The sequence below is a fragment of the Variovorax sp. AC103 genome, assembly GCF_979254005.1.
The window spans coordinates 15,351-40,788 of the sequence record NZ_CEEDFC010000003.1 but is presented as its reverse complement, the minus strand read 5'-3'; the positions used below and the strand labels follow the sequence as shown (position 1 = coordinate 40,788).

The 25,438-nt window shown below is 69.3% G+C and carries 20 protein-coding genes; 13 read left to right on the top strand and 7 right to left on the bottom strand.

The genetic code is table 11. The features are described 5' to 3' along the window. From AC0IYU_RS04870 to AC0IYU_RS04810, 13 genes are all read left to right on the top strand, one after another. Positions 1-777, top strand: a complete 777-nt coding sequence (locus AC0IYU_RS04870) for an ABC transporter ATP-binding protein (RefSeq protein WP_472113719.1) — start codon at positions 1-3, stop codon at positions 775-777. Next, a complete protein-coding gene (locus AC0IYU_RS04865; protein ID WP_435487151.1) occupies positions 770-1,489 on the top strand; it encodes an ABC transporter ATP-binding protein in 720 nt (239 codons plus the stop codon). The genes AC0IYU_RS04870 and AC0IYU_RS04865 overlap by 8 nt, the downstream gene beginning before the upstream one ends. Positions 1,490-1,514: 25 nt before the next feature. Then, complete coding sequence (locus AC0IYU_RS04860; RefSeq protein WP_472113716.1) at positions 1,515-2,264, top strand: SDR family NAD(P)-dependent oxidoreductase; 750 nt, start codon at positions 1,515-1,517, stop codon at positions 2,262-2,264. Between the two features lie 25 nt (positions 2,265-2,289). Next, positions 2,290-3,033, top strand: a complete 744-nt coding sequence (locus AC0IYU_RS04855) for an SDR family NAD(P)-dependent oxidoreductase (RefSeq protein ID WP_472113713.1) — start codon at positions 2,290-2,292, stop codon at positions 3,031-3,033. Continuing rightward, positions 3,033-4,757 (top strand): FAD-dependent oxidoreductase, encoded by a 1,725-nt coding sequence (locus AC0IYU_RS04850; RefSeq protein WP_472113710.1) that lies wholly within the window; start codon positions 3,033-3,035, stop codon positions 4,755-4,757. The genes AC0IYU_RS04855 and AC0IYU_RS04850 overlap by 1 nt, the downstream gene beginning before the upstream one ends. Before the next feature lie 51 nt (positions 4,758-4,808). After that, a complete protein-coding gene (locus AC0IYU_RS04845) occupies positions 4,809-5,417 on the top strand; it encodes a glutathione S-transferase (protein ID WP_472113708.1) in 609 nt (202 codons plus the stop codon). A 5-nt stretch (positions 5,418-5,422) separates the two neighbouring features. After that, entirely contained in the window at positions 5,423-6,067 is a 645-nt protein-coding gene (locus AC0IYU_RS04840) for an SMI1/KNR4 family protein (RefSeq protein ID WP_472113706.1), read from the top strand. Positions 6,068-6,142: 75 nt separating this feature from the next. Beyond that, on the top strand, positions 6,143-6,856 hold the full coding sequence (locus tag AC0IYU_RS04835; RefSeq protein WP_472113703.1) for an SDR family oxidoreductase: 714 nt from the start codon (positions 6,143-6,145) through the stop codon (positions 6,854-6,856). Positions 6,857-7,143: 287 nt separating this feature from the next. Beyond that, a complete protein-coding gene (locus tag AC0IYU_RS04830; protein ID WP_472113701.1) occupies positions 7,144-8,601 on the top strand; it encodes a SulP family inorganic anion transporter in 1,458 nt (485 codons plus the stop codon). Between the two features lie 186 nt (positions 8,602-8,787). Next, positions 8,788-10,464: a ShlB/FhaC/HecB family hemolysin secretion/activation protein gene (locus AC0IYU_RS04825; RefSeq protein ID WP_472113699.1), complete on the top strand. Its 1,677-nt coding sequence runs from the start codon at positions 8,788-8,790 to the stop codon at positions 10,462-10,464. A gap of 45 nt (positions 10,465-10,509) precedes the next feature. Continuing rightward, complete coding sequence (locus tag AC0IYU_RS04820; RefSeq protein ID WP_472113697.1) at positions 10,510-14,232, top strand: beta strand repeat-containing protein; 3,723 nt, start codon at positions 10,510-10,512, stop codon at positions 14,230-14,232. Between the two features lie 14 nt (positions 14,233-14,246). Beyond that, positions 14,247-14,702: a FecR family protein gene (locus tag AC0IYU_RS04815; protein WP_472113695.1), complete on the top strand. Its 456-nt coding sequence runs from the start codon at positions 14,247-14,249 to the stop codon at positions 14,700-14,702. Positions 14,703-14,725: 23 nt separating this feature from the next. Next, entirely contained in the window at positions 14,726-15,067 is a 342-nt protein-coding gene (locus AC0IYU_RS04810) for a hypothetical protein (protein WP_472113692.1), read from the top strand. Between the two features lie 243 nt (positions 15,068-15,310). Here AC0IYU_RS04810 and AC0IYU_RS04805 read toward each other — a convergent pair whose 3' ends face one another. The 7 genes from AC0IYU_RS04805 to AC0IYU_RS04775 all read right to left on the bottom strand — a co-directional run bounded on the left by AC0IYU_RS04805 (position 15,311) and on the right by AC0IYU_RS04775 (position 25,414). Next, positions 15,311-16,030 (bottom strand): ABC transporter ATP-binding protein, encoded by a 720-nt coding sequence (locus AC0IYU_RS04805; protein WP_472113689.1) that lies wholly within the window; start codon positions 16,028-16,030, stop codon positions 15,311-15,313. Continuing rightward, positions 16,027-16,782, bottom strand: a complete 756-nt coding sequence (locus AC0IYU_RS04800; protein ID WP_472113686.1) for an ABC transporter ATP-binding protein — start codon at positions 16,780-16,782, stop codon at positions 16,027-16,029. Before AC0IYU_RS04800 ends, AC0IYU_RS04805 begins: the two co-directional genes overlap by 4 nt. After that, entirely contained in the window at positions 16,779-17,768 is a 990-nt protein-coding gene (locus AC0IYU_RS04795; RefSeq protein ID WP_472113682.1) for a branched-chain amino acid ABC transporter permease, read from the bottom strand. The genes AC0IYU_RS04800 and AC0IYU_RS04795 overlap by 4 nt, the downstream gene beginning before the upstream one ends. After that, positions 17,765-18,685 (bottom strand): branched-chain amino acid ABC transporter permease, encoded by a 921-nt coding sequence (locus AC0IYU_RS04790; RefSeq protein WP_472113679.1) that lies wholly within the window; start codon positions 18,683-18,685, stop codon positions 17,765-17,767. The genes AC0IYU_RS04795 and AC0IYU_RS04790 overlap by 4 nt, the downstream gene beginning before the upstream one ends. Positions 18,686-18,819: 134 nt before the next feature. After that, entirely contained in the window at positions 18,820-20,025 is a 1,206-nt protein-coding gene (locus tag AC0IYU_RS04785) for an ABC transporter substrate-binding protein (RefSeq protein WP_472113676.1), read from the bottom strand. Between the two features lie 203 nt (positions 20,026-20,228). Then, on the bottom strand, positions 20,229-20,468 hold the full coding sequence (atpE, locus tag AC0IYU_RS04780; RefSeq protein ID WP_435438917.1) for a F0F1 ATP synthase subunit C: 240 nt from the start codon (positions 20,466-20,468) through the stop codon (positions 20,229-20,231). Between the two features lie 239 nt (positions 20,469-20,707). Further along, positions 20,708-25,414 (bottom strand): Ig-like domain-containing protein, encoded by a 4,707-nt coding sequence (locus AC0IYU_RS04775; protein ID WP_472113672.1) that lies wholly within the window; start codon positions 25,412-25,414, stop codon positions 20,708-20,710. Positions 25,415-25,438 lie beyond the last annotated feature (24 nt).

The following is a 25,438-nucleotide window of genomic DNA, read 5'->3' as shown; positions in this document are numbered from 1 at the left end:
ATGAACACGACAGCATTTCTCGACGTGCGCGACATCAGCGTGGTGTTCGGCGGCCTGAAGGCGGTGAACGGCCTCTCGTTCCAGGTGGAACAGGGCCGCATCCACGCGCTCATCGGGCCGAACGGCGCGGGCAAGTCGACCACCTTCAACTGCATCTCGCGCTTCTACACGCCGAGCAGCGGCAGCGTCACTTTCGAGGGCCGCGAGCTCACGCGCGTGTCGCCGCACCGCATGGCCTCGCTGGGCATCGCGCGCACCTTCCAGAACCTGGAGCTGTTCGCCGAACTCTCGGTGCTGGAGAACGTGCTGCTCGGCACGCACGCCCGCGGCGCGAACACGCTCGGCCGGCTGCTGCGCCGCCCCGACCGCGAGACCGAAGACTTCGCCATGCACCTGCTGGAGCGCGTGGGCCTGGCCGGCGAGCGCCACCAGCCGGCGCGCGACCTCGACTTCGGCCGCCAGAAGCTGCTGGAGTTGGCGCGCGCGCTGGCCATCAAGCCGAAGCTGCTGCTGCTCGACGAGCCGGCCGCAGGCCTGCGCAACCGCGAGATCGAAAGCCTCGACCGGCTGCTCAAGGAGCTGGTGGCACGCGACGGCATCACCGTGCTGCTGGTGGAGCACGTGATGCAGCTGGTGATGTCCATCTCGGACCGCATCACCGTGATGGCCTTCGGCGAGAAGATCGCCGAGGGCACGCCCGCGGAAATCGGCAGCAATGCGCGCGTCATCGAGGCCTACCTCGGCAAGGGAAAAGCAAAGGAGGCCGCGCATGGCTGAAGCCCTGTTGTCCCTGCGCGCCATCTCGGCCGCGTACGGCCGCATCCAGGCGCTGTGCAACGTGTCGGTGGACGTGCCCGAGGGCGAGATCGTCGCGCTGCTCGGCAGCAACGGCGCGGGCAAGACCACCACGCTGAACTGCATCTCCAACCTGGTGGACTGCACCGAGGGCGAGGTGCGGCTGGACGGCGAGCGCATCGACCGGCTCGGCTCCGATGCGCTCGTCGCGCGCGGCATCGTGCAGGTGCCCGAAGGCCGCCAGGTGTTTCGCGACATGAGCGTGCGCGAGAACCTCGACCTGGGCGCCTACCTGCGGCGCGACCGCGCCGGCATCCGCAACGACCTCGAGGCGGTGTACGCCATGTTCCCGCGCCTGAAGGAGCGCCAGCACCAGATGGCCGCCACGCTCTCGGGCGGCGAGCAGCAGATGCTGGCCATCGGCCGCGCGGTGATGGCGCGCCCGCGCGTGATGCTGTTCGACGAACCGTCGATGGGCCTGTCGCCGCTGCTGGTGGAGCAGATGTTCGAGATCATCGAGCGGCTGCACCGCGAGCAGAGGCTCACCATCCTGCTGGTCGAGCAGAACGTGCAGCTCGCGCTGGCGGTGGCCAGCTACGGCTACATCCTGGAGAACGGCGAGATCTCGCTGCACGGGCCAGCCGCGCAGCTCGCCAATGACGAAGCGGTGCGCCGCGCCTACCTCGGCGTCTGACGCCGACCCCTCCGAAGGAAAGTTCATGCTTCTCGAAGACAAACTCTCGCTCGTCACCGGCGCCGCGCGCGGCCTGGGCGAGGCCATTGCGCGCCGCATGGCGGCCGAAGGCGCGCACGTGCTGGTGGTGGACCGCGACCTCGACGTGGCGCAGCAGGTGGCCGCATCGATCCGCGAAGCCGGTGGCCGCGCCGACGCGGAAAGCGTCGACGTGAGCGACGCGGCGGCGGTCGATGCGCTCGCCGCGCGCGTGGCGGCCTCGCACGGCGACATCGACGTCCTGGTGAACAACGCCGGCATCTCCGCGCGCTCGAAGTTCGACGAGCCCGGCGCGCGGGAGGCCTGGGACCGCGTGATGTCGGTCAACCTGCAGGGCGTGTTCAACGTGACGCAGTCTTTCGTGCCCGCGCTCAAGCGCACGCACGGCAACATCGTCAACCTGTCGTCCATCGTGGCCTTCGGCGCGGGCATCTCGTCGGCCGGCTACGTGGTGGCCAAGGGCGGCGTGCGATCGCTCACGCAGGTGCTGGCGCGCGACCTCGCCCCATATGGCGTGCGCGTGAACGCGGTGGCGCCGGGCCTCATGGTCACCGACATGACCGCCGGCCAGCGCGAGACCGAGCACGGCACCGACTGGTACATGAGCCGCGTGCCCATCAAGCGCCACGGCGAGGCCGACGAGATTGCCGGGCCGGTCGTCTTTCTTGCCTCCTCGATGGCGAGCTACGTCAATGGCGTGGTGCTGCCGGTCGACGGCGGCTACCTGGCGGTCTGAAGACCGCCACACCCTGGAACAACAAATGAACAACAGCAGTGAAGACAAACGCCTGGTCCTGGTCACTGGCGGCGCCAGCGGCATGGGCCGCGCCATCGTCGAGCGCATGGCGCGCGACGGCTGGCGCGTGGTGATGGCCGACTACAACGGCGAACTCGCCGAACGCGAGACGCAGGCGCTGCGCGCCGCCGGCCTCGACGTGGCGTGCCGCGCCATCGACCTCACCGACGAGGCGGCCGTGCGCGCGATGGTGCAGCAACTGCCGCCGCTCACCGCGCTGGTCAACAACGCGGGCATCTTCGACGAGCGCGCCTTCCTGGACGTGACCTCGGCCGACTTCCGCCGCATGTACGAAGTGAACCTGCTGGCCGTGGCCACGCTCACGCAGGAGGCCGCGCGCAAGATGACCCACGGTGCGCGCATCGTCAACATCGCGTCGCGCGCCTACCTGGGCGCGAAGAACCACGCGCACTACGTGGCCTCGAAGGCCGCGCTGGTGGGCTACACGCGCGCCAGCGCGATGGAACTGGCGGCGCGCGGCATCATGGTCAACGCCATCGCGCCCGGGCTCATCGACACGCCGCTGCTGCGCGCGCTGTCGCCCGAGCGGCTCGCCGCGCAGCTGGCGCTGCAGCCCACGGGCGCGGCCGGCACGCCGGAAGACATCGCCAACGCCGTGGTGTTCTTCGCCTCGCCCGCGACCTGCTTCGTCACCGGGCAGGTGCTGTTCGTCGACGGCGGCAAGTCGCTCGGAGGCTCGGGATCGTGATGGCGAAGTCACCGGAAAAAACGTCGTACGACGTCGTCGTCATCGGCAGCGGCGCGGGCGGGCTCAGCGCCGCGCTCACCGCAAAGCTCGAAGGGCTGGACGTGCTGGTCGTCGAGAAGACCGGCCGCGTCGGCGGCTCCACCGCCATCTCGGGCGGCGCCGTGTGGATACCGCTCAACGACCAGGCCGAGGCCGCCGGCCACCCCGACACGCGCGGCAAGGCCTGGACCTACCTGCAGAACACCGTGGGCGCGGCCGGCGACGAGGAGCTGCGCCACGCCTTCCTCGACGCGGGCCCGCTCGCGCTGCGCTACCTGCGCGAACGCACGGAGGTGAAGCTCGCCGCGCGCACCTACTCGCCCGACTACTACCCCGACCGCGAAGGCGCCGCGATGGGCGGCCGCTCGCTCGACCCGATCGAGTTCGACGGCCGGTTGCTCGGCGCGCACTTCAAGACGCTGCGCGACCCGCTGCCCGAGTTCTGCGTGCTCGGCGGAATGATGGTGAACATGACCGACGTGAAGCACCTGCTCGGCGTGTGGCGCTCGTTCGCCTCGTGGAAGCACGGCGTGAAGATGGTGCTGCGCTACGCCGGCGACCGGCTGCGCGGCCACCACCGCGGCACGCGTCTGCTGCTGGGCAATGCGCTGGCGGCGCGGCTCTTTCACAGCGTGCTGCAAAAGAACATTCCGTTCTGGCTCGACACGCCGGCGCTCGGCCTGGAGAAGGATGCGAGCGGTGCGGTCACTGGCGTGCACCTGCGGCGCGACGGCAAGGAGATCACGGTGCACGCGCGGCGCGGCGTGGTCATCGCCACCGGCGGTTTTCCATGGAACGCGGCCATGCGCGGCCAGCACTATCCGGCGCCGACCGGGCCGTACTCGATGTCGCCGCAAGACAATGCCGGCGAAGGCATCGCGATGGCGCGGCAGGCGGGCGGCGTGCTCGGCACGGGCCACACCGGGCCCGCGCTGTGGGCGCCGGTGTCGATGCTCACGCGGCCCGACGGCAGCGTGCTGCGCTATCCGCACTTGGTGTGGGACCGCGCCAAGCCCGGGCTGATTGCGGTCGATGTGCGGGGCGAACGCTTCGTCAACGAGTCGACCTCGTACCACGAGTTCGTGCGCGGCATGTACCGCGCGAACGACAAGGCCATGGCCGTGCCCGCGCTGCTGGTGTGCGACAGCGCCTTCATGGAGAAGTGGGGCCTGGGTCTTGCGCTGCCAGGCGGCCGCCCGCGCGAGCACCTGGTGCGTGCCGGCTACCTGTACCGCGCCGGCACGCTGGAAGACCTGGCGAAGCAGGCGGGGGTGGACCCGGCCGGCCTGGCGCGCACGGTCGCACGCTACAACCCGCTCGCCGCGCAGGGGCAGGACCCCGCGTTCGACAAGGGCGGCAACGCCTACAACCGCTACCTCGGCGACCCCGACCACCAGCCCAACGCCTGCCTCGCGCCGGTGCAGCAGGGGCCGTTCTACGGCGTGAAGGTCTACCCCGGCGACATCGGCACGGCGCTCGGCATTCGCACCGACACCAATGCCCGCGCGCTCGATGCGCAGGGCACGCCCATCGCCGGCCTGTACGTGGCCGGCAACGACATGCACTCGGTCATGGGCGGCGAGTATCCTGCGCCGGGCATCACGCTCGGCCCTGCGCTAACCTTCGGCTGGGTCGCCGGGATGCACCTGGCGCACGGTGCCAGGGGCGCCACGGAACACGCCTGAGACCCGACCTGCATTGCGCCCGACATCGCGCCTGAAAGACATCACTTCATCATGCAAATCTTCTTCTCCCCCGCTTCCCCCTTCGTGCGCAAATGCATGGTCGTGGCCCACGAGCTCGGCATGGCCGATCGCATCGAGAAGCTGCCCAGCGCGGCCGGCCCGGTGGTGCGCGACGCCACCATCATTCCGAAGAACCCGCTGGGCCAGGTGCCGACCTTCATCACCGACGACGGCCAGGTGCTGTTCGACAGCCGCGTGATCTGCGAGTACCTGAACGCCACGCAGTCGGGCCACCTGTTCCCGGCCGAAGGCGCGGACCGCTGGGCGCGCCTGACCGAGCTGGCGCTGGCCGACGGCATGACCGCCGCAGCCCTGCTCGCGCGCTACGAGAACGTGCTGCGCCCCGAGGCATTGCGCTGGACCGACTGGACCGACGGCCAGCTCGCCAAGGTGCGCACCGGCCTGGAATGGCTCGAAACGGCCGCGCCGTCGTTCGGCGAGCGCGTCGACATCGGCACCATCGCCTTCGCCTGCGCGCTGGGCTACATGGACTTCCGCTTTCCCACGGTCGACTGGCGCGCCGATGCGCCGAACAGCGCGAAGTGGTTCGATGCCTTCAACCAGCGCCCGTCGATGCGCGCGACCCTGCCGCCGGCCTGAGCGCGATGACGTTCGACGACTTGTCGGTGCGCACCGGCATCGCGTTGCCGGCGTTGCTGCGTCAGCTCATTGCGAACGCACCGCAGGCGCTGGGCAGCACGTATGACTTCGAGTGGCTGAGCGCCGCAGAGGCTGCCAGCGTTCTCGACGAGTGGCTGGACGCGAAGTGGCAGGGCGGCCGGCGCTTCCTGCCCTTCGCGCAATCGGGTGGGGGCGACGCGTACTGCCTGGTGCCGCTGTCGGGTGACGCGGGGGAAGCGGTCGGCGTGGCCTTCGTGTGGCATGACGCCGAGGAAAGCCGCGCGGACCACGGCTCGTTCACGGACTTCGTCTGCGCGAAGTTCCTGGAGAGCTTCGCGGACCTGAGCCACCTCGAGGACGACGATCTGTCGGAAGAGGAAATGGCGGCGCGCGTCATCGACGACGCGGCGTCGGTCGCAGCGTTCATGGACGCACAGACGGCCGCATGGCTGCAGGCCCTGAGCCGCCGGCCGGTCGAGTCGCGGCCCTTCAAGGCAGGGCCGCGTGCCCAGCCCGAGCAGGTGCCCTCGCTGATCTCGCAAGCGCAGCGCGAAGAGGAACTGGCGCGCTTTCAACTGCAGGGCGCGGAGCCGTTCGCCGTCAAGCCGCGCTGGGAAATCGGCGAGTAGGCAAAGAGCCCCAGGCTGGCACGCTTGCCCATTCCTTGGCCTAATGCGGTTCTCGCATGAACCAAGGAACCCTGCATGTCTTCTGAAGCACAGAAAAAGGTAGCCATCGTCACCGCCGGCGGCAGCGGCATGGGCGCCGCCGCGGCGCGCAAGCTCGCGGACGACGGCTTTCGCGTGGCCATTCTTTCGTCGTCCGGCAAGGGCGAGGCGCTCGCGGCCGAGCTGGGCGGCATCGGCGTGACGGGCTCCAACCAGTCGAACGACGACGTGAAGCGCCTCGTGGACCGCGTGGTCGACGAATGGGGCCGCGTCGACGTGCTGGTCAACAGCGCCGGCCACGGCCCGCGCGCGCCCATCCTGGACATCACCGACGAAGACTGGCACCGCGGCATGGACGTCTACCTGCTGAGCGCCGTGCGCCCCGCGCGGCTCGTGGCGCCGCTGATGGTGAAGCAGGGCGGCGGCACCATCATCAACATCTCGACCTTCGCGGCCTTCGAGCCCGACCCGGTGTTCCCGACCTCGGGCGTGTTCCGCGCGGGCCTGGCGGCGTTCACCAAGTTGTTCGCCGACAAGTACGCCGCGCACAACGTGCGCATGAACAACGTGCTGCCGGGCTTCATCGACAGCCTGCCCGAGAAGGCCGAGTTCCGCGCGCGCATTCCCATGGGGCGCTACGGCAAGAGCAGCGAGATCGCGGCCGTCATCGGCTTCCTGGCGTCGGAGGGCGGGGGCTACATCACCGGGCAGAACCTGCGCGTGGACGGCGGGATCACGCGCTCGGTGTGAGGCCGGCGGGCGGCGAAAGAGACCGCCGGAAAAGGCCGCTCCCTACAATCGCGCCCCATGTGCTCGAGGATGCCCCGCTTTCCCATTCGCCGCCGGCAGTCTGGCTGCTCGCGGCCGACGCCTCCTTGACGACCGTGCAGTGACACGCGGCGGCCCCGGCCGCCGCCACACACACCGTCGGCCCCGGCCGCCGCCGCACACACGCGGGGCCGCGAATGCCGGCCCCTGCGTCCTGCCTAGTCCCGCACCGCCTTGCCGGCGGCATGCGGGCTGCTTTCCTTTTTCTCATGACCTCCCTCCACAGTCGCCTGCGCACCGAGTGGTGCCCCAGCATTCCCCGCGAGCTGATGGCCGGCGCCGTCGCCACCTTCGCGCTCATTCCCGAAGTCATCGCCTTCTCTTTCGTGGCCGGTGTCGATCCGGCGGTCGGGCTGTTCGCCTCCTTCGTCATCGGCATCGTCATCGCCTTCACGGGCGGGCGGCCGGCCATGGTGTCGGCCGCGGCCGGCTCGGTGGCCCTGGTGGCCGCGCCGCTGGTGCATGCGCACGGCCTGCCGTACCTGCTGGCCGCCGGGGTGCTCGCGGGTGCGATGCAGATCGTGTTCGGCCTGCTGCGCCTGGGCGTGCTGATGCGCTTCGTGTCGTCGTCGGTGCGCACCGGCTTCGTCAATGCGCTGGCGATATTGATCTTCGCGGCGCAGATGCCGCACTTCATCGGCGCCAACGCCGCGACCTGGGCCATGGTGGGGCTGGGCCTGGCCGTCATCTACCTGCTGCCGCGCCTCACCACCGCGGTGCCCTCGCCGCTGGTGTGCATCGTGGTGGTGACGCTGGCGGGCCACTGGCTGGGCCTGCCGTTGAAGACGGTGGCCGACCTCGGGCAACTGCCGGGCGCGCTGCCGGCCTTCGCGCTGCCCGACGTGCCGCTCACGCTCGAGACGCTGCGCATCATTGCGCTGCCTGCCTTCGCCATGGCCATGGTCGGCCTGCTCGAATCGATGATGACCGCCAGCGTGGTCGACGAACTCACAGACACCCCCAGCTCGAAGAACCGCGAGTGCAGCGGCCTGGGCGTGGCCAACGTGGCGGCCAGCTTCTTCGGCGGCATCGCGGGCTGCGGAATGATCGGCCAGACCGTGAGCAACGTGCGCTACGGCGGGCGTGGGCGCCTCTCGACGCTGTTCGCGGGCGCGTTCCTGCTGATCCTGATGGTGCTGCTCAAGCCGTGGGTGTCGCAGGTGCCGGTGGCGGCGCTGGTGGCGATCATGGTGATGGTGTCGGCCTCGACCTTCGACTGGGGCTCGCTGCGCACGCTGGTGCGGCACCCGCGGATGTCCAGCGCGGTGATGCTCGCGACGGTGGCCGTCACCGTGGCCACCGACAACCTGGCGACGGGCGTGGCGGTCGGCGTGATGCTGAGCGGCGTGTTCTTCACCTTCAAGGTGGCGCGGCTGCTGCAGGTGCACGCGGCGTTGGAGGCGGACGGCACGCGCGCCTACCGCGTCACCGGCCAGGTGTTCTTCGCCTCGTCCGACATGCTGGTGGACGCCTTCGACGTGCGCGAAATCGACGGCGCGCTGGTGCGCATCGACGTGTCGCAGGCGCACTTCTGGGACGTGACCGCCGTGGCCGCGCTGAAGAAGGTGGTCGAGCGGCTGCGCAAGCACGGCAGCGCGGTGGACGTCACGGGCATGAACCAGGCCAGCCGCGACCTGGTGCTGCAACTGGACGCGGCACCCGACTGAATCGCCACCTGGCCCGCGCGCTCACGTTGCCGTTTGGCAACAATTTGAAACAGAACAGGGTATTCTGCGCCCCGCTTTCGCCGGCAATTCAGACTTTCGTTTACGCCTGATTACTATTGGTAGCGATTCTGGACATCGCAGCCTTGCGCCTCATTTGTCCAGCCCCGGTGTTCCCTGGAAGAAGAAATGAGCCGAAGCTTGATGAGACAGTGGGTTCGATGCGGCGTGGCCGCCGCGGTGGCCATGGCCGTTCTGGGCGGGACGGCCGCCCACGCGCAGGGCGAGCGCTTCGACATCGCGCGCTTCCAGGTGGAGGGCGACACGCTGCTGGGCCCGGCCGAGGTGCAGCGCCTGGTCGGCGGCATCGCCGGCACCGGCCGTGCCTACGGCGACATCCAGCGCGCGGTCGATGCGCTGCAGCAGGCCTATGCCCAGGCCGGCTACACCACGGTGAAGGTCTCGGTGCCCGAGCAGGAGCTCACGGGCGGCATCGTCACGCTGAAGGTGACGCAGGCCGCGATCGGCGCTGTCACCGTCACCGGCAACACGCATTTCAGCGCCGAGAACATCCGCGCCAGCCTGCCCGCGCTGCAGCCGGGCCGGGTGCCCGACCTGCGCGCCATTTCCGGCGCGGTGCAACTCGCCAACGACAACCCGGCCAAGCAGGTCGGCGTGTCGCTCGGCGACGGGGTCGTGCCCGGCACCCTCGACGCGAAAGTGACGGTGACCGACAACGACCCGCTGCGCGTGATCGCCACGCTCGACAACACCGGTACGCCCGCCAGCGGCCGCTGGCGCACCGGCGTGGCGCTGCAGCACGCCAACCTGTTCGGCCGCGACCAGGTCGGCACGCTGGCGTACACGACCTCGCCCGACAGCCCCTCGGGCATGCGGCTGGAGCTGTACTCGCTCGGCTATCGCATTCCGCTCTATGCCCTGGGCGACAGCATCGACTTCGTCTACGGCAAGTCCAGCGCCAATTCGCCCGCGAGCTCGCCCACGCTGGGCGGCGTGCTGGGCTTCACCGGCAAGGGCGACATCTACGGCCTGCGCTTCAATCACTTCCTGGGCCGCAGCGGCGAAAGCAGCGCGCGGCTGGTGCTGGGCATCGACCGCAAGCGCATCGACTCGCGCTGCGACGTGGGCGGGCAAGAGGTGAGCATCGCGCCGCCGACGCCGCCCATCTCGGCCTGCGTGCCGTACGTGACCGCGCCGCTGAGCCTGACCTACGTCGGCCAGCGCGAGAGCGTGGGCGAGACGCTGGGCTACAGCCTGGGCGTGTCGCGCAACCTCGCGAGCGGCACGCGCTACACGAACGTGGACGGCCGCATCGACCGCTACTCGTACCTCACGCCCGGCAACCGCGACACGCGCGACGGCTTCGTGGTGCTGCACGGCGCGGCCTCGTGGTTCAAGGCCCTGTCCAACGACTGGCAGCTGCGCCTGAACGGCAGCGCGCAGTACGCGAACACGCCGCTGGTGGCGAGCGAGCAGTTCGGCCTCACGGGGCTGTCGCTGGTGCGCGGCTTCCAGGAGCGCGCGGTGGCGGCGGACAGCGGCGTCATCGCCAATGCCGAGCTCTACACGCCCGAACTCGGCGGCCCGAACGGCATGGCGGGCGTGCCCGGCCAGTTGCGCCTGCTGGCCTTCTACGACGCGGGCTACGGCGCCAACAAACGCACCGCGGGCACGCTGGTGCCGAGCCACGTCACGGTGGCGAGCATGGGCGTCGGGGCGCGCTACGCGTGGGGACGCAACTTCAACCTGCGGCTGGACATCGCGCGCGTCAACGACGCCGGCAATGCCTTCACCGAAAAGCGCGGCGACTGGCGCGCGCACCTGAGCGCCATGGTGGCGTTCTGACCCTCTCCGGACTTTTCTGACGATCTACCCGGCAGACACACAACCATGCGCTCGCACCTCGCTCTTCGATTTCTTCCGCTCGCCATCGCGGCCCTGTGCCTCGCGGCGGCCACACCGGCGCAGGCCCAGCTTGCGCCGGGCGCGCTGCCCACGGGCTGGAACGTCACTTCGGGCAATGTCTCGTTCGTGCAGAACGGCAGCACGCTCAACATCAACCAGGCGACGCCGCAGGCCCTGGTCAACTTCGCCACCTTCAATGTGGGCGCGGGCGCGCTGGTCGACATCCGCCAGCCCGGCAGCACGTCGGCGCTGCTGGCGCGCACGACCGGTGGAGATCCGTCGCAGATCTACGGGCAGATCAAGGCCAACGGCGCGCTGTGGCTCATCAACCCGGCCGGCATCATGGTGGGCGCAGGGGCGCGCATCGACGTGGGCAGCTTCATCGCGAGCACGCTCAACGTGAGCGACAGCGACTTCCTTGCCGGCCGCCTGACCTTCAAGGCCGGCACCGGCGCCACCGCAGGCGAAGTGCGCAATGCCGGCACCGTCACCGCCGCCAGCGGCGGCAGCATCTACCTGGTGGCGCCCAGCGTCACCAACACCGGCACGCTGAACGCCCCGAACGGCGAGGTGCTGCTGGCGGCGGGGCAGAGCGTGCAGCTTGTGGACACCGGCACGCCGGGCGTGTCGGTGGCCGTCACCGGCACGGCGGGCGAGGTGAAGAACCTCGGGCGCATCGCGGCCGAGGCGGGGCGCATCGGCCTCGCGGCGGGCCTGGTGAGCAACAGCGGCAGCATCAACGCCGACAGCGTGGTGCGCGAAGGCGGGCGCGTGTTCCTGCGCGCGTCGGGCGACCTGAAGACCACGGCGGCTTCCGACATCAGCGCCAACGGCACCACCGGCGGCAACGTCGTGCTGTATGCCGACGGCGCGGCAGCCATCGACGGGCGCGTGTCGGCCACGGGCAGCGCGGGACGCGGCGGCTACGTCGACACCTCGGGGCAGCGTTCGCTCGACGTGGTCAATGCGCCGGTGGTGGGCCGCGGCGGCGAGTGGCACATCGACCCGGTGAGCATCGAGATCGTGGCCGGCGGCGGCACGAGCGGCACCACCGGCGGCAACGCCATCACCTCGAGCGAGACCGGCGCGCGCATCGGCGCCGACCTCATCACGGCGCAGCTCGACGCGGGCACCGACGTGAGCATCACGACCGGCAGCGCCACGCCCGATGCCGGCGACATCACCGTCAACGCGGCCATCGCCAAGACCGGCGCGGTGGATTCGGCGCTCACGCTGAACGCGAGCAACAACATCGTCATCAACGCGCCGATCACCAGCGCCGCGAGCGCGCTCACGCTCAACCTCAACAGCAACCAGGCCAACGACGCCGGCACCAACCATGCGGTGAAGCTCGATGCCAACCTCGACCTGCACGGCGGCGTGCTGAGCGTCTCGGAGCGCACCGGGCAGAGCGGCAACGGCACCCTCGACATTGCCAGCGGCACGACCTCGCTGAACGCACCGGGCTCGGCCATCAACGCCGCCACGGTGAACGTGGCATCGGGCGCCACGCTGGCGATCGGCCGTGCCGGCTCGGCGCTGTCGGGCGTGCTGAACAACGCGGGCACCGTGTCGGTGGGCGGCGGCACCGCGCTGTTCGACCACAGCGGCACGCACAGCGGCACGTTCAACGTGGCGACAGGGTCGAGCGCCTCGTTCTCGGGCAACCACAGCTTCAACGCGGGCACCGCCTTCACCGGCGCCGGCACCGTGGAATGGGCCGACGACGTCACCCTGGGCACCTCGCTCACCTTCGGCAGCGGCAACGGCCCGCTGGTGATGCACGGCCTCTCGGTCTCCGGCAGCAACGCCAGCGTGCTGACCACGCAGGGCACGGGCAACGTCGTCGACAGCCAAGTGTACCTGCAAGGCGGCGCCGTCTGGGTGAACAACGGCAGCGTCGACGTGCGCGGCGACGGCGCCATCGTGGTCTACCAGGCGGGCAACCGCTTCGAGAACAACGGCAGCGTCACCACCTCGGGCACCTTCGCCAACGTGCTCGTGGGCTCGACGGCGGCCAGCACCGTCGTCAACAACGGCACCATCGTGAAGAGCAGCGGCACCGCGCAGAACTACTTCAACATCACGAACGGCTCGACGGGCACCATCCGCGTGGACGCGGGCGAGCTGCTGCTGCAGCAGACCACGCAGGGCGGCAACGTGCAGGTGGCGGCCGGCGCGCACGCCACGCTCGACGGACTCACGCTGAACAGCGGCGTCGTGTTCTCGGGCGCCGGCGCCATCACGTGGCAGGGCGCGGTCAACCTGCTGGGCGACGTGGACATCGGCGCGTCGGCGCCGACGCTGTCGGGCGGTCCGCTCACCTTCCTGTACGGCAACGGCCACCAGTTCACCACGCGCAATGTGGTGAACATCACCAACAACGCCAACTGGGTGCTGGCCGGCGCAACCACCTGGAACAACCTGGGCAGCGTGAACGTGGGCACCGTGGGGGCCGCGCGCGGCGACGTCGGCCCCGGCATGCTCGAGTTTCGCGACAGCAGCGCCTTCAACAACCGCACGGGCGGCACGCTGAGCGTGGCGCCCGGCTCGCAGCTGCGGCTGGTGGCCGCCAGCGTGGTCACCAACGACGCCGGTGCCACCGTCAAACTGGTGAGCGACGGCTCGGACTCGGGCCCGATCTTCGGCAACCCCGCCAACGGCCGCCTGCTGAACAGCGGCACCGTGGTGAAGAGCGGCGTGGGCAGCACCTCGGCGCCACTGAGCAACCTCGCCGGCGGCACGCTGCGCATCGAAGAGGGCGAGCTCGATGCGCGCCAGGGCCAGGACAACCCGAACAACGGCGCCATCGTGCTGCTGCCAGGCACCACGCTGGGCAGCGGCGGCACCCACCTCTACAACAACGGCAGCATCTCGGGCACCGGCGCCATCGCGCTGGGCGGCGACGCCACGCTGTTCAACAACGGCACCGTATCGCCCGGCACCGCGGGCGCGCTGGGCACGCTCGCCATTCGGGGCAACTACGTGCAGGGCGCCAACGGGGTGCTGAACATCCGGCTGGGCAGCGGCGGCGCCGACCTGCTGGACATCGACGGCTCGGCCACGCTGGGCGGCACCCTGAACCTGGGCGCGCTCGGCGGCTTCCTGCCTGCCGACGGCGCGGCGGCCAACTTCATCGTGGCGCGCCGCCCGGGCGATGCCGGCACCTTCGCCCAGGTCAATGCCCCTGCCCTGGCGTCGGACAGCGGCACGGCCACCTTGGCCCTCGGCTATCCCACGGGCGACAGCACCGTGGCGCGCGTGGTGTCCGCCACCACGCCGTCGGTGGCCGCGTGCACCTCGAACGCCGAGCTGCCAGGCTGCTCGGCGGTGCTGCCCACGTTGGCGCAGTGCGTGGCGAACCGGGCGCTCGCCGGTTGCTCGGCAAGGCTGCCGAGCGCCGCCATCTGCGCGGTGAGTCCGTCGATGGCGGGGTGCCCTGTTGCCGCGACCGTGGCGACTGCGGCTTCTGCCGACATCTGCACCGTCGCGCCCAGCTTGGCGCAGTGCATTGCGCTGTCGCCGCCCACGGCGTCGGAGCCGGTCAAGCCGGTGCAGGAGGCGACGAACGTCGTCCTTGCGTCGCTGCCGAATACGCAGACCGCGTCCACCCCCGACAAGAAAACCGACACCAAGCTTGATTCGGCCGAACCGTCGGCGAAGGGGGACAGCAAGGCCGAGCCCGTCAAGAAGATGTATTGCAATTGAGGCGCCACAGAACCATGAAATTGCTCCAACCCCTCGCCGGCCTGCTGGCCTTTGCCGCCTCGCTCGCCATGGCCACGGCCGCCCACGCCCAGGTCGTCGGCACCGTCACCGACCTGTCGGGCGTGCTGGTCGTGCGCAGCGCCGAAGGCGTCACCCGGCTGCTGGCTGTCGATTCGCAGATCCGCCAGGGCGACACGCTCACCACCGAGAGCCGCGCCTATGCGCAGCTGAAGTTCAGCGACGGCGCCGAGCTGATCCTGCAGCCGCAGTCGATGCTGGTGGTCACGCGCTACAGCTACGACGCCGCGCAGCCGCAGCGCGACGGCATCGAGCTCGGCCTGGCGCAGGGCGGTTTTCGCAGCATCGCCGGCGTGGTGGGCCAGCGCAGCCAGGACGCCACCGTGATCAACACGCCGATGGGCGCGCTCAAGGGCAACGCCAGCATGGTCGTTTCCCTGCAGCAGCCCTGAACAGCCCATTTCGCGAGACACCCATGAACAATTTCTTCCTCACCCTGCTCACCCTGGTGGCCACGTTCTCGACGCCCGCTTTCGCCCAGGGGCCGGTGCCACCGGCGCCGACCGGCGCGCCGGCGCCCGGGCTGTACGTGCAGGTGCTCGACGGCTTGATCCATGTCACCAACCCGGCCGGTTCGAGCAACTTCAGCGCGGGGCAGTTCGGCTTCACGCCCTCGTTCAAGCAACCGCCCGTGATCGTGCCGACGAACCCGGGCATACAGTTCACGCCGCCCCCGGCGTTCAACGTCGCCACGGGTCCGAGCACCTCCGGCGGCACCGCACCCAAGCCGGCCGCTGTCGACTGCGAGGTGCGCTGAGTCTTCACGCCGCGACCTGGCCGGAAAGCAGTACGTTGCGCCGTACACCACGAGCTCCCTTACCGCAGGCCGCGAGACACGGGTCGAGCCCGACACCCGGCTGAGCAACCGCGCCTGTTCGGCCCGGCATGCCGAACTTCCACGAATCGGACAAGGCAAGGATCAAAGCGCAGATCGATCTGCTGCTGACGGACGACGGCGAAGACGCTTCAGGCGAACCTTGCTCGCCCATGGCCAAGCGAGCTACACGCCCAGGTACCGCGTCCACAGCGACCGGTCGGCATCCAGCGCGGCCGAGTCGCCCTGCCACACCACGCGCCCGCGCTCCAGGATCACGTGGCGGTTGGCCAGCGGCAGCAGGCGCTGCACGTACTTGTCGACCACCAGGATCGCTTCGCCCTCGGCCTTGAGCGTGGCGATGCAGTGCCAGATCTCCTCGCGGATCACCGGGGCCAGGCCTTCGGTGGCTTCGTCGAGGATCAGCAGGCGAGGGTGCGTGGAAAGTGCCCGCGCAATGGCCAGCATCTGCTGCTCGCCGCCCGAGAGCTGGTTGCCCGCGTTGGCCTTGCGCTCCGACAGGCGCGGAAACAGGCCGTACAGCGCCTCGACCGTCCAGCGCGGCGCGCTGCCCGGACGCGGCCGTGCAAAAGCGCGCAGGTGCTCTTCCACGCTGAGGTTGGGAAACACGTGCCGCCCCTCGGGCACGATGGCCACGCCGCGCCGCGCAATGGCGTCGGGCTTGTGCCCGCCGATGGCCGCGCCGTCGAAGTGCACGCTGCCGCGCATCGGCGAGAGCGTGCCCGTCAGCACCTTCAGCAGCGTGCTCTTGCCCATGCCGTTGCGGCCCAGCAGGGCCAGCACTTCGCCGGGGCGGATGTCGATGTCGATGCCGAACAGCACCTGGCTGGCGCCGTAGCCGGCTTCGATGGATTTCGCTTCCAGCAATGTGGATGCCGCGCTCATGAATGACCTTCCGCTTCGGTGCCGAGATAGACGGCCTGCACATCCGGGTGTCCGCGCACCTCGTCCGCCGTGCCGCTCATCAGCACGCGCCCCTGCACCAGCACCGTGAGGCGGTTGGCCAGGCGGAACACCGCGTCCATGTCGTGCTCGATAAGCAGGATGGCCATCGACGCGCGCAGCGATTCGATCAGCGCCACCATGCGTGCCGATTCGTCCGGGCCCATGCCGGCCATCGGCTCGTCGAGCAACAGCAGCTTGGGTTCGGCGGCGAGCGCCAGCGCCACGTCGAGCGCGCGCTGCGCACCGTGCGGCAAGGTGCCCGCGATGCGCTCGCGTTCGCCGCCCAGCCCCACGCGGTCGGCCAGCGCCACCGCACGGTCGACGAGGTCGCGCTCCTTCGCGCGCGGCGCCATGAAGCGCAGGCTGCTGCCCGCATGGGCCTGCGCGGCGAGCATCAGGTTGTCGTGCACCGTTTCCTTGGGGAACACGCGCGTCACCTGGAAGCAGCGCGACATGCCCGCGGCCACGCGCTGGTGGTCCTTGAGCGCGGTGATGTCCCGCTCGTCGAGCAGCAGGCGGCCGGCGTCGGCCTTCAGCAGCCCGGTGATCAGGTTCACCAGCGTGGTCTTGCCCGCGCCGTTCGGTCCGATGAGCGCATGCACTTCGCCGCGCTCCACCGTGAGGTTCACATGGTCGGTCGCCAGCAGGCCGCCGAAGCGCTTGACCAACCCTTCGATTCTGAAAAGGCTCATGACTTGCTCCCTCGTCCCTCTGGGGAGAGCGCTGGGGAGAGGGGCCGGCGGCGCTTGTAGATGGCAGCCAGTCCCTTGGGCGCCCACAGCGCGACAGCGATCAGCAGCAAGCCCAGCGGCATGTGCCAGTGCTCGGTCTGCTGCTTCAGGAATTCCTCGAGCACCAGCCATACGACCGCGCCCACCGGCCCGCCCCAGCTGCGCCCCAGCCCGCCGATGACCACCATCACCAGCAGCGTGGCCGACTGCGTCCAGTGCATCGTCGCCGGGCTCACGAAGCCGTTGCCGCCCGCGAGCAGCGCGCCGGCCAGGCCCGCGATGGCGCCCGCGATGGCAAAGGCCACCAGCTGCAGGCGAAACACCGGATAACCCAGCGCGCGCATGCGCGTCTCGTTGTCGCGGATGCCCATGATCGCGTGGCCGAAGCGAGACTGCGTCGCGCGGTGCAGCCACCACAGTGCCAGCGCCACGATGGCCAGCACCACCCAGTAGAAGTTCGACTCGTTGCCCAGGTCCAGCCCCGGCAGCAGCACGGGCCGGCTCATGAGCGTGTAGCCGTCGTCGCCGCCATAGCGGCGCAGCGACACCACCACGAAGTACAGCATCTGCGCGAAGGCCAGCGTGGTCATGATGAAGTACACGCCGCGCGTGCGCAGCGCCACCGTGCCGATCAGCGCGGCCACCAGCCCCGCGACCAGCGCGGCGGCCGGCCACAGGATCCAGCCCGACAGCACGCCCGCATCGCTGAGCGCCACCACCGTGTACGCGCCCACGCCGATGAAGCCCGCATGCCCCAGCGCCACCATGCCGCCGAAGCCGAGAATGAAGTTGAGGCTCGCGGCGGCGAGCGCCACGATGAGCACGCGACGCACGAAGCCGATGTAGAACTCGAGCCCGAACAGCGGCGCCACCAGCGGAAACGCCGCCAGCAGCACGAAGAGCAGCCCGAGGCCGATGTAGCGTGAGGATGAGAGAGAAGACTTCATGCGCGCGCCGAGAACAGGCCCGAGGGCCGGAAGATCAAGACCACCACCATCAGCGCGTACATCGCGACTTCGGCGAACAGCGGACCGAGGTCGGCCGCCGTGGCCGGGGGGAGCGTGGCGCGCAGCAGCATCGGCACGAAGGCGCGCCCCACGGTGTCGACCACGCCCACGAGCAGTGCGGCGACGAAGGCACCGCGCACCGAACCGATGCCGCCGATCACCAGCACCACCAGCGCCGGAATCAAAATGGCCTCGCCCATGCCGACCTGCACCGCGACGATTGGCCCCATCAGCGCGCCGGCCAGCGCGGCCAGTGCCGCACCGAGCAGGAACACGCCGTTGAAGATGCGGCCCACGCGCACGCCCATCAGCTCGGCCATAGGCCGGTCGGACGCGCCCGCGCGCACCCGCATGCCGATGCGCGTGTGATTCACCAGCAGGTAGAGCGCCAGCGCCACCAGCAGCCCGCCCACGAGGATGACCAGGCGGTACGAGGGGTAGGGCAGGCCGTCCATGAGTTCGATGGGGCCGGAGAGCGCGGCGGGCGTCGGCGCCATCACCGGCGAGGGGCCCCAAGCCATCTTGACGATGTCGTCGGCGACCAGGATCACGCCGAAGGTCGCGAGCACCTGCGCCAGGTGGTCGCGCGTGTAGAGCCGGCGCATCAGCAGCACTTCGAGCAGCAGCGCCACCACCACCGTGACCGCCACCGCGATGACGATGGCCGCGGTGAACGAGCCGGTGCGCGTGTGCGCCTCGGCAGCCACATACGCGCCCGCCATGAACAGCGAGCCGTGCGCGAGGTTCAGCACGTCCATGATGCCGAACACCAGCGTGAGGCCCGCGGCCAGCAGGAACAGCATCAGCCCATAGCCAAGGCCATTGAGCAGCTGCTCGAGAACAAGAATTCCACTCATAGAAGAACCAACAGGTTTGCCCGCGTTTTCATTCAAGGAACACCGAGGAACCGGCTTCGCCGGGCCTCAGGTGTTGCCCCCGGTAGGGGGAAGGAGTAGCGGACACGAAGTGCCGCGAAGCCTGGGGGCGAGCTTTACTTCAGCGGGCACTTGTCGGCGTAGGAGTCGCCGTAGTTGGTCAGCACCGTGTTGATCAGCTTGTTCGTGACCTTGCCCTGCGCGTCCTTGCCGATCACGCGCAGGTAGAAGTTCTCGATGGGGTAGTGGTTGTTGGCGTACTTGAAGCTGCCGCGCGTCGACGCGTAGTTGGCCTTCTTCAGCGCCGCCACCACGGCTTCGCGGTTCTGCGCGTTGCCGCCCGATTGCTTCACGGCCGCGTCCATGGCCAGGATCGCGTCATAGGCCTGCGCGGCGTACACTGACGGGTAGCGGCCGTTGTATTCCTTGCGGAAGGCGGCCACGAACTGCTTGTTGGCCGCGTTGTCCAGGTCGTGCGCCCAGTGCGAGGTGTTGAACAGGCCGAGCATCGGCTCGCCCACGGCACCGATTACGTCCTCGTCGGCCGAGAAGCCGCTGGTGACCAGCGTGATGTCCTTCGACAGGCCCGCGCCCACGAACTGCTTGATGAAGTTGATGCCCATCGCGCCGGGCAGGAAGAAGTAGATCGAGTCGGGCTTGGCCGCGCGCAGCTGCGCGAGCTCGGCGGCGTAGTCGATCTGGCCGAGCTTGGTGTAGAGCTCGTCGGCCACCTGGCCCTTGAACTGGCGCTTGAAACCGCCCAGCGCGTCCTTGCCGGCGGGGTAGTTGGGGGCGATGAGCACGGTCTTCTTGAAGCCGCGGTCTTGTGCGAACTTGCCGGCGGCCTCGTGGAACTGGTCGTTCTGGTAGGCGGTGCCGAAGAAGAAGGCATTGCACTGCGCGCCCGCGAACTGGCTGGGGCCGGCGTTGGCCGAGAGGTACGGCACCTTGGCCGCGAACAGCGTGGGGCCCACGGCCAGCGCCACGTTGGAGCCGATGGGGCCGCTGAAGATGTCGATCTTGTCGCGCTGGATCATGCGGTCGACCAGCTGCTTGGCCTGGTCGGGGCTGCCGGCCATGTCGGCCTGCACGAACTCCACGTCCTGCCCGCCGAGCTTGCCGCCCAGCTGCTTGATGCCGAGCGCGAAGCCGTCGCGCGCCTCGGCGCCGAGTGCCGCGAATGGCCCTGAAATATCAAGGGCCAAGCCCACCTTGACCGGCGCGGCCATGGCCGACATCGAGGTGCCGAGGGCTGCGCCGCACAGCAGCAGCGAGAGCAGGGTGCGCGGCAGCGCGGGCGACTTCGGGGACAGATGGCTCATGGATTCTCCGGCGAGGAAGGGGTTGAAACGACGCACCGGCACCGCTCCCTGCGGCACCGTCAACATCGAACCGTTGATAGCTAAATACTTTAACCATAAACAATTCGGTGTCAACGGTGCTAGCACGAATGGTGCCAGTGGTTCATGTCACTTCCTGGTGCGCGGCCCCTGTTTTGCCGGGCCTCGCCGGGCGCCTCACCGGGTCAGCCGAACGGGTTGGCGGTGGCGAACCAAAGGCCGATGCCGGTGGCGATGATGAAGGCGCCGTCGGTCACGCCCGCCACCAGGAAGAACTTGGTCTGCAGCGTGTCGACCAGCTCGGGCTGGCGCGCGGTGCTCTCCAGAAACTTCTGTCCGACCAGCCCGATGCCCAAGCACGAGCCGAGCGCCGCGATGCCGATCAGCAAGGCGACGGCGAGGGGAAGGATGTTGAAGCCGGTCATGGTGTTTTCTCCTGGGGGTTGGTGAGTCGATGGAGGTACTTTTCCAGAGAGGGTGCGCACGGTCCATGACGTGGGAGGTCATGCGCAGGGCGCGGCGCGAACGAAAAAAGCCGGCCGTCGAAACGGCCGGCCTGTCGTGGAACACCGCGGAACCGGCTTCGCCGGGCCGCAGGTGTTGCCCCCGGTAGGGGGAAGGAGCAGCGACACGAAGTGCCGCGAAGCCCGGGGGCGAGCCTGGTCTATTGAATCTGCGCCCAGTTCTGGTTGTTGCCGCCGTTGCAGGTCCAGGTGATCAGCGCCGTGTCCTGCGTGGTCGAACTGTTCGGCACGTCGAGGCACGAGCCCGAGGCCCGGTTCTTCAACGCGCCGCCGACCACGCTCCACTGCGCCGTGTTGCCCGCCGAGCAGGCCACCTGCACCACTGGCGCGTTGGTGGTGGCCGTGCCGTTCTGTGCGAGGCACAGCCCGCTGTGCTCGGCCACGAACTGCACGTAGCCGCCGATGAGCGGTGTCACCGTGAACTTCTCGTGGCTCGCGTTGCCGCAGGGCCATTGCACCGCGGTGGTACCGCTGGCCGCCGCGCCGCCCTTGATGTTCACGCACATGCCGCTGAGCTCCGAACGCAGCCGCGCGACGAACGGCGGGGCCGTGTCCAGCGAGCGCACGTACTCGCGCAAAGCCACCACGTCCGATGGCGGCAGACTCGATGCATTGCCGTGGCCGCCGGCCAGCACGTCCTGCAGCGTGGCCGCCTGTCCGTTGTGGAAGTACGAGGCGGCGTTCCAGGTGCCCGACAGCGTCGGCGTGTCGAAGCCCACGCCCGCCAGCGGCTGGTTGATGCCCTTGCCCGACGAGAGCTGGATGGTGCCCACGTCGTGCCGCAACCCGTCGCGCAGCGTGCCGCCGGTGTGGCAGGTGGCGCACTGCGCGGTGTTGAACACGGTCTGGCCGCGCACCGCCTCCACGCTCAGGCTGCCGTCCGACATGCGCGCGGGGCTGCGCAGGTACTTGTTCAGCGAGCCCAGGTAGGCCGCCAGGTCGTCCAGCTGCGCGTTCTTGCCGGCCTTGGGTGCGCCCAGCGGGTCGGAGGTGGCCGTGAAGTCGGCGTTGCTCAGGAAGCCGGTGCCGCCGAACTCGTTGCGGATGTCGTGCTCGAAGTCCTGCACCTCGTCGAAGTTGGCCGTCCAGTGCAGCTTGCCGTGGCTGGTGCCGCGCTTGCCCTGCAGGCTGATGGTGCGGCGCAGGCCCTCTCCGCGCTGGGTGAAGTCCCACACCATGCCGTCGTCGCCGCCGTCCGCGTGGCAGCTCGCGCAGGAGATGTAGTTGTCCTTGCTCATGCGCCGGTCGGAGGCGTTGTAGAACACCTGCTTGCCGCGCAGGGCCGCCGCGGCCATCGGCTCCGTGGCCACCGTCTGCACCGTCTGCAGGAAGGTCGGGGCATTGCTTTCGGACGTCAGCACCGTCGCCACGTCGTGCACCGTGACCGAGCGCGCGAGGAAGTTGTTGACGAACAGCCGCTTGCGCACCGCATCCAGGTACAGCCCGTGCGGCGCGCTGCTCGCGTTGATCTCGCCGCGCACCGAGCGCGTGTAGCTGTCGACGATGGCCACGCGGTTGCCCTCCATCTGCGCCACGAACAGGTAGTCGCCCGCCGGCGAGAACAGCGCGGCGCGCGCGGGGGCGCGGTCGTCGAAGTCGATCTGCTCGTCGAACTTTTCCGTCGCCTGCTGCAGGTCGACCTGCGACAGGATGGAGCGCACCGTCTGGTCGTGCACGAGGTTCGTGCCGTCGCGGAATTTGCCGCGCACGATGTTGTCCTTCTTCGATGGCAGCACGGCGCGCGTGCCGTCGGGCGAAATGACCACCTGGCTCAGGTAGTTGGCCACGCCGCGCGCGCGGCTCTCGGTGTCCACCGTGGTGGTGTCCACCGGCAGCGCGATGGTGCCTATCGCGCTCAGGCTCTGCAGGTTCACCTTGTGCAGCTGGCCGCCGGTGAGCTTCGACTTGAAGCGCGTCACGTAGGCCACCTGCGAGTCGGCGCTCACCGCGATGCCGCGCACCTCGCCCTGCAGCGGCACGGTGCCGGTGGCGTTGCCGTTGGCGGGGTCGAAGCTCATCAGCGCCGACTTGCTCTCCAGCGTGAGCAGGCCCTTGGTGCCGTCGGGCGTGAAGACCACGCCGTACGGTCCGCTGCCGTAGCCCAGCGACACCGTGGCGGAAACGGCGCCGTCGGCCGCGTTCAGCGCCACCAGCTTGTCTTCGCCGTGCACCGACACCCAGATGCGGCCGTCGGGCCCCACGGCCAGCGTCTTGGGCTCGTCGCCCACGCGCGTCTCCCAGCGCTTGGCCAGGGTCTGCGCGTCGATGGCGGCGACCGTGCCGCTGTCGGGGTTGACCGCATACACCGAGTTGGCGTCGCCCGCGATGTTGGTGGTGTGCGTGGGCGCGCGCGCGGTGACCGGTGCGATCACCGTCACGTTGTACGTGTAGTAGCTCTCGCGGCCGGCCGTGTCGCGCACCGTCAGCGTCACCGTGTAGTGGCCGGGGCTCGTGTAGGTATAGGTGTAGCCCGGCTGGCTCGCAAAGGCCGTCTGCGTGCCGTTGCCGAAGTTCCAGCGGTACTGCGCGCCGTTGGCGCCCAGCGTGGCGGGGGCGAACACCAGCTGACCGTTGACCACCTTCGGCCCACCGCCGATGCCGGGGTCGCCGATGATGGCCTGGCTGCGCAGCGTGGCGACCTCGGCGTCGTTCAGCACGCGCCCGTACACGCGAACCTCGGCCAGCGTGCCCTTGAACAGGGCCGCGTTGCCCTGGATCTGGCCCAGCACCTGGAACTTGTTCGACAGGCCCTTGTTGCCGGTGAGGCCTGCGGACGAGGTCTTCACGCCGTCGACGTAGACCGTCTGCGCGCCCGAGGCCGCGTCGCGCGTCAGCACCACGTGGTGCCAGACACCGTCGTTCACCGCCGCGGCGGAGGTGGTGCCCGCCTCGTTGCCGACCGACAGCTTGATGCGCCCGCCGGTGTCCAGCCAGCCCCAGAACACGTCGTCCGTGCCGCTGACCTGGTCGCGCCCGAAGAGGCCGGGCGCAGTCCACGAATTCGCGGCGCCGGGCTGCGTGGTCTTCATGTAGAAGCTCAGCGAGGCGGTGCCGCCCAGCACGGTGGCCACCGTGTCGTTCTTCAGCGGCACGCCCGCGGTGCGGTTGGCGAAGTTCAGGCCGATGCTCTCGAAGGCGTCGCCGGTGGCGGGTGTGCCGTTGTTGGCGCCGATCGGGTCCGAGAGGTTGCCCGCCAGCGTCCAGTGGTGCATGAGGCTGATGTCGGTCGCGTTGCCGGTGTGGAACACCGAGGTGTAGTCCGCGCCGATGGCGTTGCCCGCATAGTCCTTCACGCCGTTGGCCGGCAGGAACACCTCGTAGCTGGTGCCCGGCTGCAGCGGCTGCTCGGGATGGAAGTTCACGATGCCCAGTTGCACGCTGTAGGTGCCCGCCAGCGTGTTGCCGCCCACGGGCCGCACGATGAAGGTGTTGGAATTCACGCTCTCGGGGCGGATGTTGTCGGTCATGCCCAGGCCGATGCGCGAGGTCAGCGCCTGCTGCTTCGCGCCGTTGGCGGGCGAGACCTGTTTGACTTCAGGCTTGGTGGTGTCGGGATCGACCTGGTGCACGATGAAGCCGCTGCCCGAGCCGTGGTCGTTGCCCACGAAGACCAGGTTGCCGAACATCGCGACCTGTCCGTTGTCCGAGTGCGAGAAGTTCGGGTCGTCCTCGCGCAGGATGCTGCCGCGGCCCACCTCCACGTGGTTCAAAGGATTGCTCACGTCCACCTTGTGGATGCGGGTCTGCGCGCCTTGAATGACGTAGTTGTCCTGCGTGGCGCAGTACAGCTGTTCGTCGATGACGAGCCGGTTGTCCTCGGGCACGAAGCGCGAGCGGTCGCTCAGGTCGTAGCTGTACATCCTGGCGCCGCTGTTGCGCGCGGAGGTGTGCAGGTTCCTGCCGTCGAAGCAGGTCGCGTAGTAGAACGGCGTGGTGCCCACGATGGCGTCGAGCACCTTGGGGTTGAGCGGGTCCGAGATGTCCAGGCTGGCGAAGCCGCCGTTGCTTTCCATCGCGGTCAGCACCATGTGGTTGCCCATCGTGAAGATCGGGCCGATGCGAAAGCCGCCGAGCTCGCCGGTGGGCACGGGGTTGGGCTTGCCCGTGCCGCGGTTCGCGACCACGGCATTCGCGGGGTCGCTCGCATCGACGATGAAGATGCCCCGGCCCGCCGAGGCCACGTACAGGTAGGGCGCCTGCCACCACAGTTGCCAGGCCACGTCCTCGTAGTCGCCGCCATTGACGCCGGGCAGTGCCAGCTTCTTCACCTGCTTGATGTCGTTGACGTCGGTGAAGTCCCAGAACTCGACGCCCTTGATGCTGGGCAGCACCACGTACGTCTTGCCGCCGATCTTCGCGGTGCCGAAGGAATGGGTCTCGCGAAACTCCTTGGTGCGCGCCTCGGGCTCGTAGATCTTCTTGACGAGCTGGATCTGGCGCGGGTTCGACACGTCGTACAGCAGGAAGCCGCCCGGGCCGAGGCCGCTGTCCGGCGCGAAGGAGGTGAGGAAGTAGCCGTTGATCATGATGCCCGCATTCATGCCGTAGTCCTTGCGGCCCGGGTAGGTGGCCGGCACCTCGCGCGACTCGTAGGCGGTGCTGTGCGCGGGATCGAGCGGGTGCGCGGCGCTCGTGATCATCGACACCGGCTTGAACAGTTCGGCCGAGGTGTAGGTGAGGTTGCCCAGGCCGGGCCCCTGCACCGGGAGCGGGTCGGCCACGGCCTGGGCCACCGCCGTGGCCATGTTGTTCAGGGTCGTCATCGGACTGACCCCGGTGATTGCCGCGTGCGTCAGCAGCGTGACGAATGGCAGCAGGAACGCCATCAAGTAATACCGGATTTTCATCGTCGCCTCCAGGTTGTTGGGTCA